Source organism: Pseudomonas sp. ADAK2 (assembly GCF_012935755.1).
Taxonomy (GTDB): Bacteria; Pseudomonadota; Gammaproteobacteria; order Pseudomonadales; family Pseudomonadaceae; genus Aquipseudomonas.
In genome coordinates, this window is record NZ_CP052862.1 from 1,576,451 (window position 1) to 1,594,527 (window position 18,077).

Annotated in this window: 22 protein-coding genes; 11 read left to right on the forward strand and 11 right to left on the reverse strand. The window is 60.4% G+C overall.

Features of this window, described 5'->3' with window-relative positions:
• Nucleotides 1–43 precede the first annotated feature (43 nt).
• Together HKK52_RS07205 and HKK52_RS07210 are read left to right on the forward strand one after the other, a co-directional pair.
• Nucleotides 44–667, forward strand: a complete 624-nt coding sequence (locus HKK52_RS07205) for a glutathione S-transferase family protein (protein WP_169370208.1) — start codon at nucleotides 44–46, stop codon at nucleotides 665–667.
• A 33-nt stretch (nucleotides 668–700) separates the two neighbouring features.
• Nucleotides 701–1,399: a dienelactone hydrolase family protein gene (locus HKK52_RS07210; protein ID WP_169370209.1), complete on the forward strand. Its 699-nt coding sequence runs from the start codon at nucleotides 701–703 to the stop codon at nucleotides 1,397–1,399.
• A gap of 146 nt (nucleotides 1,400–1,545) precedes the next feature.
• Here HKK52_RS07210 and HKK52_RS07215 read toward each other — a convergent pair whose 3' ends face one another.
• Both HKK52_RS07215 and HKK52_RS07220 read right to left on the reverse strand, forming a co-directional pair.
• Entirely contained in the window at nucleotides 1,546–2,499 is a 954-nt protein-coding gene (locus HKK52_RS07215) for a nitrilase-related carbon-nitrogen hydrolase (RefSeq protein WP_169370210.1), read from the reverse strand.
• Between the two features lie 95 nt (nucleotides 2,500–2,594).
• Nucleotides 2,595–3,527 carry a GlxA family transcriptional regulator gene (locus tag HKK52_RS07220; protein ID WP_169370211.1) on the reverse strand — a complete coding sequence of 311 codons (933 nt, stop codon included), beginning with the start codon at nucleotides 3,525–3,527 and terminating at the stop codon, nucleotides 2,595–2,597.
• A gap of 169 nt (nucleotides 3,528–3,696) precedes the next feature.
• Here HKK52_RS07220 and HKK52_RS07225 point away from each other — a divergent pair, with 169 nt between their 5' ends.
• Complete coding sequence (locus HKK52_RS07225) at nucleotides 3,697–4,017, forward strand: YXWGXW repeat-containing protein (protein ID WP_169370212.1); 321 nt, start codon at nucleotides 3,697–3,699, stop codon at nucleotides 4,015–4,017.
• 60 nt (nucleotides 4,018–4,077) lie between these two features.
• Nucleotides 4,078–4,290 (forward strand): YXWGXW repeat-containing protein, encoded by a 213-nt coding sequence (locus HKK52_RS07230; protein ID WP_169370213.1) that lies wholly within the window; start codon nucleotides 4,078–4,080, stop codon nucleotides 4,288–4,290.
• Nucleotides 4,291–4,467: 177 nt separating this feature from the next.
• Here HKK52_RS07230 and HKK52_RS07235 read toward each other — a convergent pair whose 3' ends face one another.
• Nucleotides 4,468–5,091, reverse strand: a complete 624-nt coding sequence (locus tag HKK52_RS07235) for a cell wall hydrolase (RefSeq protein ID WP_169370214.1) — start codon at nucleotides 5,089–5,091, stop codon at nucleotides 4,468–4,470.
• A gap of 131 nt (nucleotides 5,092–5,222) precedes the next feature.
• Here HKK52_RS07235 and HKK52_RS07240 point away from each other — a divergent pair, with 131 nt between their 5' ends.
• Together HKK52_RS07240 and chrA are read left to right on the forward strand one after the other, a co-directional pair.
• The gene (locus tag HKK52_RS07240; RefSeq protein ID WP_169370215.1) at nucleotides 5,223–6,074 is read left to right on the forward strand and encodes a CAP domain-containing protein; all 852 of its coding nucleotides are present in this window, start codon (nucleotides 5,223–5,225) and stop codon (nucleotides 6,072–6,074) included.
• A 265-nt stretch (nucleotides 6,075–6,339) separates the two neighbouring features.
• Nucleotides 6,340–7,674, forward strand: coding sequence for a chromate efflux transporter (gene chrA, locus HKK52_RS07245; protein WP_237150727.1), 1,335 nt, complete (start codon nucleotides 6,340–6,342; stop codon nucleotides 7,672–7,674).
• 3 nt (nucleotides 7,675–7,677) lie between these two features.
• Here chrA and HKK52_RS07250 read toward each other — a convergent pair whose 3' ends face one another.
• A complete protein-coding gene (locus HKK52_RS07250) occupies nucleotides 7,678–8,463 on the reverse strand; it encodes a DeoR/GlpR family DNA-binding transcription regulator (protein WP_169370217.1) in 786 nt (261 codons plus the stop codon).
• 138 nt (nucleotides 8,464–8,601) lie between these two features.
• Here HKK52_RS07250 and HKK52_RS07255 point away from each other — a divergent pair, with 138 nt between their 5' ends.
• On the forward strand, nucleotides 8,602–9,483 hold the full coding sequence (locus tag HKK52_RS07255) for a serine hydrolase domain-containing protein (RefSeq protein WP_169370218.1): 882 nt from the start codon (nucleotides 8,602–8,604) through the stop codon (nucleotides 9,481–9,483).
• Nucleotides 9,484–9,496: 13 nt separating this feature from the next.
• Here the strand turns inward: HKK52_RS07255 and HKK52_RS07260 are convergent, their stop codons facing one another.
• Nucleotides 9,497–10,168, reverse strand: coding sequence for an ATPase (locus HKK52_RS07260; protein ID WP_169370219.1), 672 nt, complete (start codon nucleotides 10,166–10,168; stop codon nucleotides 9,497–9,499).
• A 122-nt stretch (nucleotides 10,169–10,290) separates the two neighbouring features.
• On the reverse strand, nucleotides 10,291–10,635 hold the full coding sequence (locus tag HKK52_RS07265) for a cupin domain-containing protein (protein WP_169370220.1): 345 nt from the start codon (nucleotides 10,633–10,635) through the stop codon (nucleotides 10,291–10,293).
• A gap of 410 nt (nucleotides 10,636–11,045) precedes the next feature.
• Between HKK52_RS07265 and HKK52_RS07270 the strand changes: the two genes are divergently transcribed.
• Genes HKK52_RS07270 through arsH form a run of 3 tightly spaced genes read left to right on the forward strand, consistent with a single transcriptional unit; the run spans nucleotide 11,046 to nucleotide 12,586 of the window.
• The gene (locus HKK52_RS07270) at nucleotides 11,046–11,393 is read left to right on the forward strand and encodes a metalloregulator ArsR/SmtB family transcription factor (RefSeq protein WP_169370221.1); all 348 of its coding nucleotides are present in this window, start codon (nucleotides 11,046–11,048) and stop codon (nucleotides 11,391–11,393) included.
• A gap of 20 nt (nucleotides 11,394–11,413) precedes the next feature.
• Nucleotides 11,414–11,884 (forward strand): arsenate reductase ArsC, encoded by a 471-nt coding sequence (locus HKK52_RS07275; protein ID WP_169370222.1) that lies wholly within the window; start codon nucleotides 11,414–11,416, stop codon nucleotides 11,882–11,884.
• A 12-nt stretch (nucleotides 11,885–11,896) separates the two neighbouring features.
• The gene (arsH, locus tag HKK52_RS07280) at nucleotides 11,897–12,586 is read left to right on the forward strand and encodes an arsenical resistance protein ArsH (protein ID WP_169370223.1); all 690 of its coding nucleotides are present in this window, start codon (nucleotides 11,897–11,899) and stop codon (nucleotides 12,584–12,586) included.
• A 26-nt stretch (nucleotides 12,587–12,612) separates the two neighbouring features.
• Here arsH and HKK52_RS07285 read toward each other — a convergent pair whose 3' ends face one another.
• A complete protein-coding gene (locus HKK52_RS07285) occupies nucleotides 12,613–13,818 on the reverse strand; it encodes an MFS transporter (protein ID WP_169370224.1) in 1,206 nt (401 codons plus the stop codon).
• Nucleotides 13,819–13,937: 119 nt separating this feature from the next.
• On the opposite strand from HKK52_RS07285, the gene HKK52_RS07290 reads away from it, so the two are divergent.
• A complete protein-coding gene (locus HKK52_RS07290) occupies nucleotides 13,938–14,561 on the forward strand; it encodes a TetR/AcrR family transcriptional regulator (RefSeq protein ID WP_169370225.1) in 624 nt (207 codons plus the stop codon).
• Nucleotides 14,562–14,593: 32 nt separating this feature from the next.
• Here HKK52_RS07290 and HKK52_RS07295 read toward each other — a convergent pair whose 3' ends face one another.
• The 4 genes from HKK52_RS07295 to HKK52_RS07310 are packed head-to-tail and all read right to left on the reverse strand — an operon-like array spanning nucleotide 14,594 to nucleotide 18,040.
• Nucleotides 14,594–15,016 (reverse strand): HD domain-containing protein, encoded by a 423-nt coding sequence (locus HKK52_RS07295; protein WP_169370226.1) that lies wholly within the window; start codon nucleotides 15,014–15,016, stop codon nucleotides 14,594–14,596.
• A 15-nt stretch (nucleotides 15,017–15,031) separates the two neighbouring features.
• Entirely contained in the window at nucleotides 15,032–15,412 is a 381-nt protein-coding gene (locus tag HKK52_RS07300) for a hypothetical protein (protein WP_169370227.1), read from the reverse strand.
• A gap of 48 nt (nucleotides 15,413–15,460) precedes the next feature.
• Nucleotides 15,461–17,074 (reverse strand): diguanylate cyclase domain-containing protein, encoded by a 1,614-nt coding sequence (locus HKK52_RS07305; RefSeq protein WP_169370228.1) that lies wholly within the window; start codon nucleotides 17,072–17,074, stop codon nucleotides 15,461–15,463.
• 57 nt (nucleotides 17,075–17,131) lie between these two features.
• Nucleotides 17,132–18,040, reverse strand: a complete 909-nt coding sequence (locus HKK52_RS07310) for a LysR substrate-binding domain-containing protein (protein ID WP_169370229.1) — start codon at nucleotides 18,038–18,040, stop codon at nucleotides 17,132–17,134.
• Nucleotides 18,041–18,077: the final 37 nt, after the last annotated feature.

Here is an 18,077-nt window from a genome sequence, read left to right on the forward strand (position 1 = left end):
GTCTCGATAACGTCCCATACTCAATAAAAATGGAGCCATGGTCATGAGCCTCACACTCTACGGTTTCGACGGCAGCACCTACGTGCGCACGGTGAAGATGCTGCTGGTCGAGAAAGGCGCGGATTTCGATCAGGTGCAGGTGAACGTCATCAAAGGCGAACCGCACCTGCCGGAACACTTGGCGCGTCACCCTTTCGGCAAGGTGCCGGTGATCGATCACGACGGTTTCCGGGTGCTCGAAACCGCAGCGATCATGGCCTATCTGGATGAAGTGCTGCCCGGGCCGTCGCTGACCCCGGACAACGCCCACGACCGCGCGCGTAATCACATGGCCATGGGGCTCTACGATTCCTATGGCTACGGCGCGCTGGTCTCGGTGTTCGGTTTTCACTTGTTTCCGGATTTCATCGGTGGGCAGAATGAAGAGTCGCGGCGCAAAGGCATCGAAACTTCCAAGCGCGTCATCCGCGAACTGATGAAGATCAAAGGTGATGACCCGTTCATTGCCGGGCTTGACCCCAGTTTCAGCGACTTCTACCTGGCCCCGGCCTGCGCCTACATCGCGATGACACCCGATGCAGCGCAAGTGTTTGCCGTGGACGGTTTCGCCGAGTGGTGGAAACGTCTGCAGGCCTTGCCGAGTTTCCAGGCCACTATCCCGCAATAAATCCAACTTTCACTGACGAAGACAGGAGCCACCATGAGCGTGACCACCCAATGGATCGAGATCGACAGCCCCGAAGGTAAATTCGGCGCTTACCTGGCGATTCCCCATACCCAGAAAGGGCCGGGGATTGTGTTGATCCAGGAGATCTTCGGCGTCAACGAACACATCCGCTCGGTTGCCGAGCAATACGCCGCCGACGGCTACCTGGTGATCGCACCGGACCTGTTCTGGCGCAGCGGCCCGCGTATCGAACTGAGCTATGACGAAGCCGGCTGGAAACGCGCGGTCGAGTTGATGAATGCCACCGACGTGAACGCCGCACAGGCCGACATCAAACTGGCCATCGACGCCCTGCAAGCCCAACCGGGCCTGGATGGCGGCATCGCGTCCATCGGTTATTGCTTCGGCGGCCTGCTGTCGTACCACACCGCCGCCAACGGTTTTGTTGACGTGGCCATCGCCTATTACGGCGGCGGCATTCAGAACCAACTGGACCGCGCCGACGAAATCCAAGTGCCGATTCTGATGCACTTCGGCGAAGCGGACAGCCACATTCCACTGGAAGCCGTGGAGAAAATCGCCGAGCGTTTCGACACCAACGACAACGTGGAGATTGTGGTGTATCCGGAAGCTGAGCATGGCTTCAACTGTTCGCACCGCGACAGTTACAACCAGCGTGCGGCGGTTGAGGCCCATGGCAATACCCTGATTTTCCTGGGCATGGAGCTCTAAGACGTAGCGCAGCCCCCCTGTAGGAGCGAGGCTTGCCCGCGAAGGCGTCATCCCAGTCAACATCTTCATCGACCGGAATGACGCCCTTCGCGGGCAAGCCTCGCTTCTACAGGTCAAGCATTCCAGCGTTCAAGCGTTCAGTAGAATCACACTTCTTCCACTTGTTTCGGATGCGCACTGCGTTCATGCACATGAGCGGTCGGTGTGCGGTCGATCAGCAAGCTCAGCAACTCCGGACGGCTGTAGTGGCCGCGCGAATCCATCATGCGTTTGCGCTTGTCGATCAGGCCCATGTCGAGTTCGACGATCACCTCGCCCTCGCCCTCTTGCAATGAGCCCAACACCACGCCATCCGGGCTGATAATCGCGGTGAAACAACCACCAGAGATCGGACCGATCGGGCAGCCAGTGTCGGCCATGATTTGCGCCTGTTGTTCCGGGTTCAGCCACGCGGTGGAGTTGACCACGAAGCACGCCGATTCGAGTGCGTGCTGGCGAATGTTGACTTCCATTTGCGAGGTGAACAACGGCCCGGCAAACGAGCCGGGGTACATCGAGGCGTGGATCTGTTCGCCGTCGGCCATCAGCGCATAACGGGCCAGCGGGTTGTAATGTTCCCAGCAGGCCAGTTGGCCGATGCGCCCCACGGCACTGTCGGTGGCCCGCAGACCGGAGCCGTCGCCCATGCCCCAGATCATGCGTTCGTGGTAGGTCGGGGAAATCTTGCGGCGGTGCTGGATCAACGTGCCGTCGGCGTCGAACAGCAACTGCGCGTTGTACAGCGTGCCGCCGTCACGTTCATTGACGCCGATGGACACCACCATGTTCGCTTCTTTAGCGGCAGCGCCGATGGCATCGGTCGCAGCCGAAGGAACGGTGACGGCCTGGTCCAGCAACTTGTAGTGCTCGGCGCCCATTTCAAACGGCGACTGCACGAAGGAAAAGTACGGGTAGTACGGCACGATGGTTTCCGGGAATACGGCGAACTGCACACCCTGCGCTCCCAGTTCCAGAATCTTGTGCACGACTTTGTTGACGGTGCCTTCACGGCTGTAAAGGACCGGGCTGATCTGTACGGCGGCGGCTTTGACGAAGGACATGACGGCGATCTCATTGAGGGATTGGGCTTCAACGAGATCAAGATTACGTTAATCATATTTTGTCTTAAATGCCGAATAGACCACCTTTTAGGACATCAACTCCGGTTGGCCCTCTGGATCACTTGCGGCGGCTGCCCGAAGGCGCGGATAAACGCGCGACGCATACGCTCGCGGTCGCCAAAACCGGTATCGGTGGCCACCACATCAATGGAATGCCGCCCGGTTTCCATCATCAAACGCGCCGCCTCCACCCGCAGGTTTTCAACGGCTTTGGCCGGTGATTGACCGGTTTCGGCATGGAACACCCGACTGAATTGGCGCGGACTGAGGTTCGCCGCGCTGGCCAGTTCTTCGACCGACAGCGCGGACTTGAGGTTGTGCTTGGCGTAGGTCAGCGCGGCTTGGATGCGGTCAGTCCGGGGTTCGAGATCGAGCATCACCGAAAACTGCGACTGACCGCCCGCGCGCCGGTGATAGACCACCAATTGCCGCGCTACCCGACGCGCAACTTCGGCGCCCAGATCCTTTTCCACCAGGGCCAGCGCCAGATCGACGCAAGCGCTCATGCCCGCCGCCGTCCAGACGTTGCCGTCGTTGATGAAGATCCGGTCCTCTTCGACGATGACCTTGGGGTAAGCCTGCTGCAACGCGCGAGCGTGACACCAGTGCGTGGTTGCGCGCCGGCCATCGAGCAATCCGGCTTCGGCGACGGCGATGGCCCCGGTGCAAATCGAGCCCAGGCGCCGGGTGGTCAGGCTGGCGTTGCGCAGGAACTCGACCATCCCCGACGATACCGGGCGGATCAGGTTGTCGCCCATCACCAGCAAAGTGTCGAAGGTGCGCTGGTCGAACGACGTGGTTTCTACGCCGAATCCGGCCGACGTCTGTACCGTGCCGCCCTGCTCCGACAGCAAGGCGATGCTGTAGATCGGCTCGTCGGCGGCGCTGTTGGCCATCTCGAACGTGGCGCACATGGCCAGGCCCAATACCTGGAAGCCGGGGTAAACGATGAGGCCGATGGCGTGCATCTGTGTTGACCTTAAACGTGGCCTGACGGGTTTTCAGGCCAATTGACCCGTACTGTACGCCGCTCCCAACCTGAAGAAAATTTCATTTTCCCCGGGACCAATCTTTTGCCGATTCGACGTCCAATTCATCAGCAACATCCACTTTCGGATGCAGGCCTGAGGAGTTGTCATGAACGTTGTGCGCCCCCTGATCAAGTTGCGGCATTTGTTGCTCGTCCCCCTGGCGCTGGCGGCGCTGGCGAGCACGCCGGTATTTGCCCAGCCCGAGATCATCAGTCGCCAGGCCCCGCCGCCCCCGCGCATGGAGCAGGCACCCATGGCCCGCCCCGGTTATGCCTGGGATAACGGCCACTGGCGCTGGGACGGTCGGGGTTATGTGTGGGCGCCCGGTCACTGGCAACGGATGCACCACGGCGGGCGCTGGATGCCCGGTCATTGGGAAGCGCGCGGGCCGAACTGGTATTGGATCGAGGGGCGCTGGGTGCGCTGATCCGCCGATTGCAACAACGCTGAATCACTTGCTTGCTCGAACGAATCAAGGAATCTGACTATGTCCCGACTATTCAACACCACTGTGATCGCCGGCCTCATGGCAATCACCCTGTCCGGTTGCGTCATCGAACCGGCCCGCCCGCACCGACCGCCACCACGGGTGGAAATGGTCCCGGTGATGCCCGCGCCGGGTTATCACTGGGTGGCCGGGCAGTATCGTTGGGCGCACAACGAGTGGGTGTGGGTGCCGGGGCATTGGAAGGGGTATTGATCCCATCATTTCTTTCGATCATTCACATCACGAAAGCGAATTTTTCATTTCCCCCCGACCTGTTCACCATGGCACCACCTAAAACAGCTCGGACGAACTCTTCATGAATATCAATGTGGCGCTTGCTTGCCTGATCGTGGTGTCCTTTGCCATTGCGCTGGGCCACGCCTGACAGCACTATTTCGCATCGCCGTCATGGGGTTTGTAAAACGTGAACAACCCGATCTGGGCCGTCTTGATGTATTCATGCGCCCAGTCCGGCTTCACGGTCCGATCATGAAAATACATCGCGCCGTGGGTGCGATCCGGTAGTTGTTTGTTCAGCGCCTTGCGCGCGATTTCCTTGGCCATCGCATAGGGCACGTCTTCCTGGGCCGTGTCCGGCTTGCCGTCACACCACCAGGAAAACTGGCAGGCATGCTTCTCCGAGCCTTGCTTGACGATCCCGCACACCGTGTCCGGAAAGCCCGCGTGACCGAGGCGATTCATCACCACGTTGGCGACCGCTTCCATGTCGGCGGCGTTCTTGCCCTTCGCTTCCCAGTAAATGCTGCGAGCCATGCAAGTGATGGCTTCGTCCAGCGGCGCGGTGCCTGCCGGGTCGACAGCCTGGACTTCGGATTGAGTGATGGTCTCGGCCTTTTTCGGCGCCGGTGCCGCGCTGCCTTTGTCGGCGGCTTTCTCTTCCAGCACTTGGGCCTTGTCCACGGCCACTTCTTTTTTTTGCTCCTGGTCGTCAGCGAAAACCTGGCTTGCAAGCAGGGTGGCGGCAAGGCAGGCGGCTATCCACGGGAGGCGCATGATGGGCAGGCTCTTCAGGGCGTCGACGGGCGACTTCGCTTCATTGTAGTCGGCAAATCATTGGAAAAGGCAGTGCCCTGAACGGCACGAAATCGCGCATCATGGGCGCAGTCCGTTCAAGGGGGATTTTCATGCGCGTCCTATCATCCGTTTTGCGTGTTGCGGCGTTGTCGTCGGGCCTGGTGTTCGCTACCACGGCCCTGGCCACAGACGAGTCGCAACTGATTCAGTCGATCAATGCCTATCGCAGCCAAGTGCAACGTTGTGGCGGCCAGGCATCGCCGGAGTTGCCACCGCTGGCGGCCGATCCGCGCCTGGTGCTGTCCGCCACGCAAAACGTCGACTTGCAACAGGCGATGGCGCAAGCGAAGTATCCGATGGTCAATGTGCAGGCGATTACCTTGGCCGGGCCGCGTGATGCGACGGCGGCCATGAAGGCTGTGCAGGAAAGCTTCTGCCAGGTGGTGCTGAATCCGCAATTCATCGATGTCGGCGTGAGTCGCGAAGGCAGCCAATGGCGCATCGTCCTCGCGCGGCCGCTGTTGAGCGGGCGTCTGGGCGATGCTTCCGCTGAAGGCCAAAAGCTGATGGAACTGCTTAACGCCGCCCGCGCGCAGCCGCGTCAGTGCGGCGGCCAGCCGTTCGCCGCCACCACGCCGCTGGCCTGGAACGCCACGTTGGGAGCCGCCGCCGAAGTCCACAGCCGTGACATGGCCAACAATAACTACTTCGATCACAAGGGCCGCGACGGCAGCACCCCCGGTGACCGCGCGGAACTGGGCGGCTACATCGCGCAGCAGATCGGCGAAAACATCGCCGCCGGCCAAGACACCACCCGCAAGGTCGTCGATGGCTGGCTCGGCAGTCCGGGGCACTGCGCCAACCTGATGAACCCGCAGTTCCGCGAACTGGGCGCGGCGTATGCGGTGGACCCGAAAAGTGATGGCGGGATTTACTGGACGGCGATGTTCGGGACGCAGTAAGCGCCCGCCGCAATCTCCTGTAGGAGCGAAGCTTGCTCGCGAAAGCGGTGTATCAGTTACAACATTGCTGAATGTACTAAGCGTTGAAGCCCCGACACTGATCGTTCCCACGCTCCGCGTGGGAATGCAGCCCGTGACGCTCCGCGTCACTGGACGCGGAGCGTCCCCTGAGGCATTCCCACGCAGAGCGTGGGAACGATCAAACGCGCGCACCTATTCCCCGCTACTGTAAGCAAACCGCCGGTCTATGAAAAAGGCTCACCTCTTGAGCGATACATTCGCAAAACCCCAAGCCGTCCCCCTACGCGAAGCCTTCCTCTTCTGGCTCAAGCTCGGCTTCATCAGTTTCGGTGGCCCGGCCGGACAGATTTCGATCATGCATCAGGAGCTGGTCGAGCGTCGGCGCTGGATGTCGGAGCGGCGTTTTCTGCATGCGCTCAACTACTGCATGTTGTTGCCCGGCCCGGAGGCGCAGCAGTTGGCGACTTACATCGGCTGGCTGATGCACCGGACCTGGGGCGGTGTGATTGCCGGTGTGCTGTTTGTGTTGCCGTCGTTGTTTATCCTGATTGGCTTGTCCTGGGTGTACATCGCCTTCGGGGACGTGCCGGTGGTGGCCGGGTTGTTTTACGGGATCAAGCCGGCGGTGACCGCAATTGTGCTGCAGGCAGCTCATCGCATCGGCTCGCGGGCGTTGAAGAACAACTGGCTGTGGGGGATCGCGGCGGCCTCATTCGCGGCCATCTTCGCCTTCAATGTGCCGTTTCCGTTGATTGTGCTGGGGGCGGCGGTTATCGGTTACTTCGGCGGACGCCTGGCCCCGGAGAAGTTCAGCAACGGCGGCCACAGCACCGCGAACAAAACCTACGGCCCGGCGCTGATCGACGACGACACGCCGACGCCCGAACATGCCCGTTTCAGCGCGATGAAGTTGCTGCGCCTGGCCCTCATCGGCGCCGTGTTGTGGGTTTTGCCGATGGGGTTGCTCACTGCGTTGTTCGGCTGGGACGGCACCTTGACCCAGATGGGTTGGTTCTTCACCAAAGCGGCGCTGCTGACATTCGGGGGTGCCTACGCGGTGCTGCCGTACGTGTATCAGGGCGCGGTCGGTCACTATGGCTGGTTGACGCCGACGCAGATGATCGATGGCCTGGCCCTGGGCGAAACCACGCCCGGGCCGCTGATCATGGTGGTGGCTTTCGTCGCTTTTGTCGGTGGCTATGTGCAGCAGGTGTTCGGCGCCGAGCACGTGTTCCTCGCTGGCGCCCTCGCCGCCACGCTGGTCACCTGGTTCACGTTCCTGCCGTCATTTCTGTTCATCCTCGCCGGTGGCCCGTTGGTGGAATCGACGCACAACGAACTGAAATTCACCGCGCCGCTGACCGCCATTACCGCTGCCGTGGTCGGGGTGATCCTCAACCTCGCGTGCTTCTTCGGCTACCACGTACTCTGGCCCAATGGCTTCAGCGGCCACCTCGACTGGCCTTCAGCGTTGATCGCGATTGCAGCAGCCATTGCGTTGTTTCGCTTCAAGCGCGGAGTGATCGAGGTATTGATCGGCTGTGGGTTGATTGGCCTGGCTGTGCACCTGTTGCGCTAGCGCTTAAACCGCCGTATCGGCTTGCACCACCTCGATCCCCAGCCGCTGGTAATCCTCGACATTGCCCGAGGCCAGATGACGCTCGGTGATCAGCGTCTGGATGCGCCGGCATGGCGCGACCACAAAGGGTTCGACCGCGCCCAGTTTGTCCGCCGTGGTCACGGCCACAACATGGGCCGCGCTGTCGAGCATCGCCTGCTTGACTGGCACTTCATCGAAATGCAGCGAGCTGATGCCGACATCGGGATGAATCGCGCAAACGCCAGTGAACAGCAGATCCGCTTTGATTCCCTGAAACAGCCGCAACGTGTCATGCCCACTCGCCGACATCGTCGCCGGATTGAGCTGACCGCCTGCCAGAATGACCTTGATGCCTTTGAATTCCGCCAGAGTGATCGCGATCATCGGTGAGGCGGTAACGGCAGTAATGGTGATATCCGCCGGCAACGACCGGGCGATCTGCAGCGTGGTCGAGCCTGAATCGAAAATCACGATCTGGCCCTCCTGCACGTACCGCGCGGCGAGTTGCGCCAGGTGGGTTTTCACTTCATCGGTTTCGCTGACGCGGGTGAAGTAGTCCTTGCCGGTGTCCTTGGGCCGCGGCAACGCCCCGCCGTGCACCCGCTGCACCAGGCCGGCGGTGTCCAGTTCCGCCAGGTCGCGGCGGATGGTGTCTTCGGACACGGCGAAATGCTGGCTCAGTTCAGAGGCCATGACCTTGCCGTCGCGTTCGAGGATCAAGAGGATTTTTTGTCGGCGCAAGGAAGGAAGTTCGATGACGGGATGCATGTTTATGCCTGATCTTGCGGGTTTATGCGAGGTTAGCCAAAGCGCCGCAAAAAAACAATCGCAGCGGTGGTGGCTTTGTTTTCTGGCAAACTGCGGGCCTCCCTAAGGTCGTAACCCTTTTCTCCTGAGCCACCAGCCATGCTTTTTTCCCTTGTGTCGAATGGATCCCTAGCCGCTGTCGAACAGCCCGACGCAAGCGTGCCGTGGTGGAGCTTCACCAAAACCGTGCTCTCGGCTGCGGCTTTGTCACTGGTGCGTGACGGATTGGTCGAACTGGACGATGTGATGCCTGAAGGCCCCTTCACCCTGCGCCAACTGCTGCGGCATGAGGCGGGGTTGGCGGACTATGGTGAACTGGCCGATTACCACACCGCCGTTGCGCGCAATGACTCGCCTTGGTCGGCAGATGACATGCTGCAACGTCTCGATGCCGGCCGGTTGCGCTATGCGCCGGGAACCGGATGGCGCTATTCGAATGTCGGCTATCTGTTTGTAGCGAGGCTCATTGAACGGGTAACCGGTCTCGAACTCGCAGAGGCGCTGACTCAACGGGTGTTTTCGCCCCTCGGCTTATCGCAGGTTCGCCTGGCGACGTCCCCAGCCGATTTGCAGGATGTGTGCGCGACGTACGACCCAGGCTGGGTTTATCACGGTTTGCTGGTCGGGCCACTTGGGGAAGCGGCGCTGTGCCTGGATCGCCTGCTGAGCGACCACCTCCTGCCCCGCGCTCTGCGACAGGACATGCAAACGGTGCATCCCCTCGGCGGCCCCATTGCCGGACGTCCCTGGACTGCCCCGGGTTATGGGCTCGGCCTGATGCAAGGTGCCGTGCAAAGTGGCCTGATCCTGAGTGGACATACCGGAAGCGGACCCGGCAGTGTCGTGGCGGTTTACCGGTGTACTGTGAACGGGCACTCGGCAACGTGCGCGGTCTTCTGTGACGGCGACGACCAAGGTTCTGTCGAGGCACGGGTCGTGGATCACTTATCAGCCGTCTTGGGAAACGGGCAGAAAGACTGAGGCAGCAATCGCCTCAGTTAGTCGCCACCCGTGCCACATTGCCCGAGGTCACCAACGCCTTCAGCGACGCATCGAACTGTTTCAACGCATTCACCTGCAACGCGGTCTGCTGGTCGATTTGCGCCGCAATCTCCGGCGCCGCTTTGCCATGGACCCAGACCGAAGGCATTTGCTGTTCGCGGGAGCCTTCAGCCTTGCCGATGTATTGCAGGTTCGCGTCGTAGAACTTGGCGAGGAAACGCGCTTCGACCTGGTTGTTGCGCTTCGAAACCAAGCGGCTGTAAGTGTCCAGCATGACCACCACATCCGGGTGCGCAGCCACCAGTGCATCAAGGTTGTCGTAGACGGTCACCGAGGCGAATTGTTTTTGCAGCGAACCCATCAGCCAGTTGATCGCCAGTGTCGGATCGGAACTTTTGATGAACGCGTTGCTGATGCGCGAATCGAGGGCGGCGTTTTTGCTGCCGTTGACAGCGACCGAATGGTAGTTCTCAAGGTATTGCAGGGTGTTGACGGTGTTTTCGCTGTAGAGCACGCCCACCGATTGGGAATGTTGCAGGTTGGCGCTGCTGTCCCCCATCGGCACAAAGTGGCAGGCCTGAAGGTCGGCGGCGTAGGCCGGGGCGGTGGCGGCGAAAGCGCCGGTCAGTACGGCGACAAGGGCAAAAACAGTTGGGAGTCTCATCGCGCAGGTTCCTTCAGAAGCGAGATCGGTATGACGCTATCCTCCTCCGATGCCGGAAAAACAGAACTCGCATTTTTTGATGATGACTATCGATTGAACGAATGGTCAGGAAAGCCCGGAACTCAGGCCTGCCTGACAATATCGACCGAGATCTCCACCGCCGCCTCCATGCCTCTGTTTTCAAGCCAGTGGGTGGTGTTCCTGTCCTCGGGCCAGCCTACTCCCGGCCCGTAATCCGTGGCGACACCATTGCGATGGTCGGTGATCGTTCCTTGCAATATGTAGACGGTGCCTGGCCTGTCGATGTGGTTGTGTATCGGCCCGAAGACGCCTCCGGGCTCGATGGTCACCTTGCGCATTCTGAGTTGACGGCCTGCCATGCCTTCGATCTCAGGACCGAGGTCAATCGTTGACAGTAAGGTCACCGTGACGCCTTTCGTTTCAGGTACCGCCTGTTCGATGCTCATTGCGCGCTCCTCTTTTACCTGCAGGATCTATTAGAAGTAGAGACCCTAAAAGGCGTGGCCGGTGGTGAGGCGACAAAGGGTGAAACAGCGGTATCACAGTCGACTTCAATGTTGCTTGATACGCCGTTTATGCGAGCGAGCCCGCTCCCACAGTTGTTTTGTGTCGTTCGCAGGATTTGTGGTCGACTCAGATCCTTGTGGGAGCGGGCTTGCTCGCGAAGGGGTCAGGTCTGGTACACCGCGTCATCGTTTTTCGCGGGCAAGTCGGATCGCCGCACCGCTCGTGCCTACACAAATCCCAACGCCTTATTGCGCAGCGCACCCCGCAAGAGCGTATCGAACCAAAAATCAGCTTGTCCGATACATATGGATATCCGTATATTCGAATTTCCAAACATCGAAGGCACTCCATGCTTAGCCCTCCTGCCATCTACAAATGCCTGTCCGACGAAACCCGCACCCGGGCCACCCTGCTGATCACCCGTGAAGGCGAGTTGTGCGTCTGCGAATTGGTCTGTGCGCTGGACGACAGCCAGCCAAAGATCTCGCGCCATCTGGCACAGCTGCGGGCATGCGGCCTGCTGCTTGATCGACGCCAGGGTCAATGGGTGTATTACCGGCTCAACCCGGAACTGCCCGCCTGGGTTCGCGCGGTGCTTGAAACCACGCTGCACGCCAATGCCGATTGGCTTGAGGAAAACACTGCCCGTCTCAAACAGATGAGCGACCGTCCGCTCAATTCCACAGCGTGTTGCTGACCAGACCCAACGGAGTTTCCATGCGCGTTCTTTTTATGTGCACCGCCAACAGCTGCCGCAGCATCCTGTCCGAAGCAATGTTCAATCACCTGGCGCCAGCGGGTGTCAAAGCGGTCAGCGCCGGCAGCTTTCCCAAGGGCCAGGTCCTGCCGCGCAGCCTGATCACCTTGCAAGAAGCCGGGATTGCGATCGATGGCTTGAGCAGCAAAGGCAACGACGCCTTCGAAGCCAACCCGCCGGACATTGTCATCACGGTCTGCGACAAGGCGGCCGGTGAAGCTTGCCCCGTGTATTTCGGGCCAGCGTTGAAAGCCCATTGGGGACTGGAAGATCCATCGGAGGTCACGGGTGACGAAGCCGCGGTATCCGCCGCCTTCCACTCAACCCTGGCACGTATCGAAACCCGTTGCCGCGCCTTCCTCGCCCTGCCCTTCGCCGAACTTGATCGCGCTGCCTTGAAGCGGGAACTCGACCGCATCAGCACCTTGTAACTGGAGCCTTTCATGACTCACCCACTGCCCAACCTCGACACCTCGCTGATTCAATCCCCTGATCAAATCAGTCCGCACAAACCACGGATCTTGCTGCTGTACGGCTCGACCCGCGCCCGCTCCTTCAGTCGCCTGATGGTCGAAGAAGCGGCGCGTTTGCTCGAACACTTCGGTGCCGAGACGCGGATCTTCAACCCCTCCGGCTTGCCACTGCCGGACGACGCGCCAAACGATCACCCGAAAGTCCAGGAACTGCTGGAACTGATGCAATGGTCCGAAGGCCAGGTGTGGTGCTCGCCGGAGCGTCACGGCTCGATGTCGGCGGTGTTCAAGGCGCAAATAGACTGGGTGCCGCTGGCCATCGGCGCGATTCGCCCGACCCAGGGCAAGACCCTGGCGGTGATGCAGGTGTGTGGCGGCTCGCAATCTTTCAACGTGGTCAATCAACTCCGCGTGTTGGGGCGCTGGATGCGCATGTTCACCATCCCCAATCAATCCTCGGTGCCCAAGGCCTATCTGGAGTTTGACGAGGACAACCGCATGAAACCCTCGGCGCTGTATGACCGAGTGGTGGACGTGATGGAGGAACTGGTGAAGTTCACGCTGCTGCTACGCGATCGCCCGGATCTGGTTGATCGCTATTCGGAGCGCAAGGAGTCCGCCGAAGAACTGACCCGGCGGGTGAATCAGCGCTCGATTTGAACCAGGCGCCGTAAACCCCGCGCCCATCAATGACCGACCACTGCTGCGCCTCCTTGCCTTTGCCCCTGCGGAAAGCCATGCGCCCGCGCGGCCACGGCAATCCATAACCCCGCCAGCAGCAACACCAGCAACACCCAAGGAAACGAAACGACACCGACCTGATCGAGCAGAACACCACCGAACAGGCCGGCGATGGCAATCGCGCCGTTCCAGGCCACGACGTTCATGGACAAGGCGACGTCCGCGCCCTCGCCCGCCGTATCAGCCAGTGCGGTTTGCAGCAGTGTCGCGGCGCCACCGAAGGTCAGGCCCCAGACGAAAGTGCCGACGTAAATAACCACCACGGACTGGGAAAAGAACCCGAAAACAAAGGCTGTCGCGGCGAACGTGGCGAGGCTGAGTAATACGGCGTTGCGCAGATAGCGGTCCACCAGGCGCCCGGTGATCCAGATGCTCAGCAACGCGGCGATGCCGAACACCAGCAGCACCACATCGATATCGCTGGCCAGCCCGGCCGGGGTGACGAAGGGCGCGACGTAGGTGTAAAGAATGTTGTGGGCGAGCATCCAGGTCATCACCACCCCGAGGACCGGACGCACGCCGGGGGTGAAAAATACTTGCCCCAGCGGCATACGCTCGGAACCGGCCTGGCCGGGGTAGTCCGGGACTTTCACCAGCACCCAGACGATCAGCCCCAGCGTCAGCACCGACATCAGCGCAAACGCGGTACGCCAGCCCACCAAAGCGCCCAGCCAGGTGCCCAACGGCACGCCCAGCGACAGCGCAATTGGCGTGCCCACCATCGCCACGGCCATGGCGCGACCTTGAAGATGCACCGCCACCATGCGCCGCGCATAACCGGCCAATAGACTCCAGGCCAACCCGGCGGACACACCGGCGAAGAATCGGGCGACAAGGGTAATGCCATAACTCGACGACCAGGCCGTAATGGAATTGAACACGAGGAAACCGACAATCGTCAGCAGCAAGACATTGCGCCGCCGCCAACCCTGGGTGGCGATGGTCAGCGGGATCGCCGCCAGCAATGACCCCAAGGCATAGACCGTGACCATCTGCCCGGCCAGCGAAGGCGAAACATTCAGGCCGCTGCTGATTTCAGGCAATAACCCGGCGGGCAAGGTCTCGGTCACGATGCAAATGAACCCGGTCATCGCCAGCGCCAGCAGCGCGCCGAGAGGTAACCGTTGTTTTTCAATCTGACTGTCTGGCATTGCCCTGCTCCTGATTACGCACTTATGTATCGAGTGGTATAAATCTAAAGGACGCCAAGAGCATGGTCAATGACTTTTGTATCGACTAGTATCTAAGTCATGAAAAAACGGAGGTGAAAATGGCAACGATGGGCCGCCCGCGCACGTTCGACCGTGACACGGCAATCACACAGGCGATGCATCTATTCTGGGAGCATGGTTATGAATCCACCTCGCTGAGCCAACTCAAGAGCGCCATCGGCGGTGGCATCTCCGCGCCCAGTTTCTATGCGGCGTTCGGCTCGAAAGAGGCGTTGTTTCAGGAGGTGGTGGAGCGCTATCAAAACACCCACGGCCGTGTGACCGAGGGCTTGTTCGACACAAACCTGGCGCCGCGCGAAGCCATCGAATCGACCTTGCGCCGCTCAGCCAAAATGCAGAGCGAAACCGGTCATCCGCCGGGCTGCCTGGTGACGCTGGGCGTCATGCACACCTGCTCGGCACAGCCCACCGCCGTTTCTGCACCGCTGGCCGAAGCCAGGGCACGCAACCGGGCGGGCATCATCGCCTGCATCGAACGCGCGATCGCGCAGGGCGAACTGCCGGTCGCTACCGACACCAAAGCCCTGGCCGCCATGTTTGACAGTTTCCTGCTGGGCCTGACGGCGCTGGCCAGAGACGGGATACCCCATGCGGTGATGGATGCGTCGGTGACTCAAGTTATGGCGGTATGGGATGCCTTGAGCGCGACCACGGCGCGGTGATAAACCCTCTCTGCACACATTGATCTGGCGTGTTACGACCGCAACACGCCAATCGCCCGCCGATACTTCTCGACCCGTTCCAGATCCTCCCATGACGGCTGCGCAATTCGCGACAAGTCGCTGTTTTCTTCCAGGTCCGCGAGTTTGACCACTCGGCCTATCGGGTTCAGCGCTGCGCGTTCGACGAACGCCTCATAGGATTCACCCGCAACTTTGGTGACCGAAGCAATCGCCTCTAACACCGCTTCGCTGAAACCTTCCTGGCGCAACGCTTCGAGGCTGATGCCGGTGTCTTCGACCACGTCATGCAACACGGCGACGATCCGTTCTTCCAGGGTCGTCACCCGCAACATCACTTTCAGCGGATGCAGGATGTAAGGCGATCCGCCCTTGTCGACCTGCCCCTCGTGGGCGGCCGCGGCGATTGCGATCGCCCGTTCCAGAGTCTGGCTCATCGGGTTGCTCCTGAATTAAACGCCGTAGCGGCCGGTGATGGAAAAGTTGCGTTTGAACCAGCCGGCAATTGAACCCCGCAGGCTGGGAGGCTTGGCGTGCTGTTTGAGGATCATGGCGATGATAGTCGACTGATCGGCACCGGGATGGGCGTCCACCAGTGCGGCCACCCAGCCACAACCGGATTTTTCCAGGTGCTGGCGCCAGTCGCCGGGCCAGGTCTGGAGTTCCGCAACCGCCAGCCATATCGCCCCGCCCTGCTCGCAATGCCCGCCGCCAATCGACTGCTCGAAACACAACGGTTTGTCGGGCCGGGACGGGTCGATGTGAAACACATAAACGTCATGATGCTGATGTTGCGGCGTCGGGGCGTTGTTCTGACTACCGATTGTGATCATGGCCACTTTCCATCCTTGGTCATCGGGGAAAGCCGCCAGCTTAAAGGCCTAAAGCTTGTAAGTCACATACCGCCCACGCCCGGTTTTCTTCGCTTGGTACATCACGCGGTCGGCGGCCAGCAGCAAGGTATCGGCGGAGCTTTGCCCGTCGCCCAAGGCAATGCCGATCGACACCCCGACGATGCATACCGTGCCGGAGATGAAAAACGGCGCTCGCAAGGCGTCGATGCATTGCGTCGCCACACTGCTCAAAGCCTCTTCGGCATCGGCCCCCAGGTCGCTGAGCAGTACGACAAACTCGTCACCGCCGATGCGCGCGAGGGTATCGCTGGCCCGCACGACACTGGAAAACCGCCGCGCCACCTGACGCAGCACCTCATCACCGGCCTCGTGGCCCAGGGAGTCGTTGATGTGTTTGAACCCATCGAGGTCCATGAACAGCAAACCGACCTGGGTCTCTTTACGTTGCGCCAGGGCCAGCACTTGCCGAAGCTGGCCCGAGAGATGATGCCGGTTGGACAAGCCCGTCAGCGTGTCGTGATGGGCAATCTTTTTGAGTTCGTCCTGCTTGTCGTTGAGTTTGACCAGCAAGCGATTGAACGCCGAGATCAAATGCCCGACTTCATCGTTACGCACAACCGGCAACGGCGCGTGGGGCATTTCATCGCGTGTCATGCGGTCAGCCTGCGTGGCGGCACGAAACAGATGGCGAAAGACAAAATACAAGCCAGTGGAGGCGAACGTGGCGAAGAACAAAATCGATAAAAACGCGCCCTTGATCAAAAAGTGCTGGGTTCGCGTCACCGTGGCAAACGCCTCGCTGGTCGGCAGACGAGCAACGATGAACCAGCCGGCACTGGGGACCGCCGCGATTGCGGCAACTTCCTCGACGCCGTTGGCATTGTGCGTGAGTCCTGCCCCGCGAAACCCTGCCATCGCTCGATCATGCAGTTCGTTGACGCCGGCAGGCGACGTTGGCTTGAGTTCCACATCCAGTCGCGAGGAGTCCACGGACAGTTGGCTGTCGGGGAACACCAGCTGGAAATCACCGGAGGCATCACTCGTGCGACTCAGCAGCAGCGAGTCCAGAAGCCCGGAAGCGCCAAGTGCAGTGACGCCCACCAGCACGCCCTGGACGTCACCGACGGTATTCTTGATGGGCACCGACATGGGCAATATGGGCGTTTTGGTTGCAGCACTCACCCGCGGCTGGCTGATAAATGAACGCCCGCTCAAACTTGCTTGAACGTCGTCATGTTCTACGTAAGCGGTATCGGGGTAGTTCGCGAGTGAACGTCCCTGCGTGTTCACAACAAACAATCCGCCGGTGAACATCGTTTGGTAGTCGTAATGCTCTTTCAACCACCCTTGCAACCGTTCGGGTTGCGCCAGCAAATCGGCGGGGATGGCGGCGGCCAGCTGCTCCAGCAAGCGCTGGCGCCGGACAATCTTGCTATCGATATCGCGGGCGACATACGTGGCCAGCGTCAATTGCTGACCTTCCACCACGGCACTCAGATCTTCACGCAGGAAGTTGGTTAACACGTAATAGCGCACCACGGCGCCAAAAATGACCATGCACAGCGCCAGTAACAGCAGTCGCGTGACAATGCTGTGACCGATTCGGGTGAAATCAAGCGGTGCATGATGATGTTTTGGCATCACTGGAGTGTATCCGAGAGCGCCGAGCTTTGGCGGTGTTTTCCAATAGCACCGGCCTCAGCGTTCACTGAGCAATTCTTCTTCCAGCCAGCCAATCAGCGCCCGCACCTCGAGCCGATCCTCCCCGCCCTGTTGCCTGTACACGGAAATCGCCTGCGGTAAAGGCACGCTTTCGGTGCAAGGTCGCACCAGCGCCCCGCTTTCAATCAGCTTGCCGGCGGTTCGCTGCCAACCCATGGCAATGCCATGCCCCTCGACGGCGGCTTGCAGCATCAAGGGGTAACTGTCGAACACGGCACCGTTGGTGAAACCATCCGACGTCTGCCCAAACGCCAGCAGCCAGCTATCCCATTCCATCAAGTGAGGTGGCGTGGCGCGATGGTGTAACAGCGTGTGGTTGCGCAGATCGCTGATGGCCAGTGATTGGCGGGCCGTCAGGTAATGGGGACTGCACACGGGAAACACTTCATCGGCGGCAGTGAACGCCAGCACATGCAAGCCGCTGGCGCGCCCGGTGCTTTGCAAGGCGACGTCGAAGTGCTCGTTGAATTCAGTCAGCGGTCGGGTGGAGGTCGCGACCTGGATCTCGATATCCGGGTATTGCTGGTGGAACGTCGACAGGCGCGGCATCAGCCAATAGAACGCTTCGCACAACTGACAGAGTAAAACGACGCGGTTTTTGCGCGGTGATTCACGCAGGGTTACTGCACTGTCGCGGATACTTTGCAACGCGCTGCTGACCACGCGCCCGAGCTCACGCCCCTCCTCCGTCAGGAACACCGCGCGATTGCGTCGGCAAAAGAGCTTCAGCCCCAAATTATCTTCAAGCCCGCGGATCTGGCGGCTGATCGCCGCTTGCGTGATGTGTAACTCATCGGCGGCTTTTGAAAAACTTTCCAGTCGGGCCGCTGCTTCAAACGGCAGCAAACTGGCGAGTGGCGGCAATGACTTCCCAAGGGTATTCATAATCTGAGGTTATGCATCCAGGACCGAGAACTCGTTT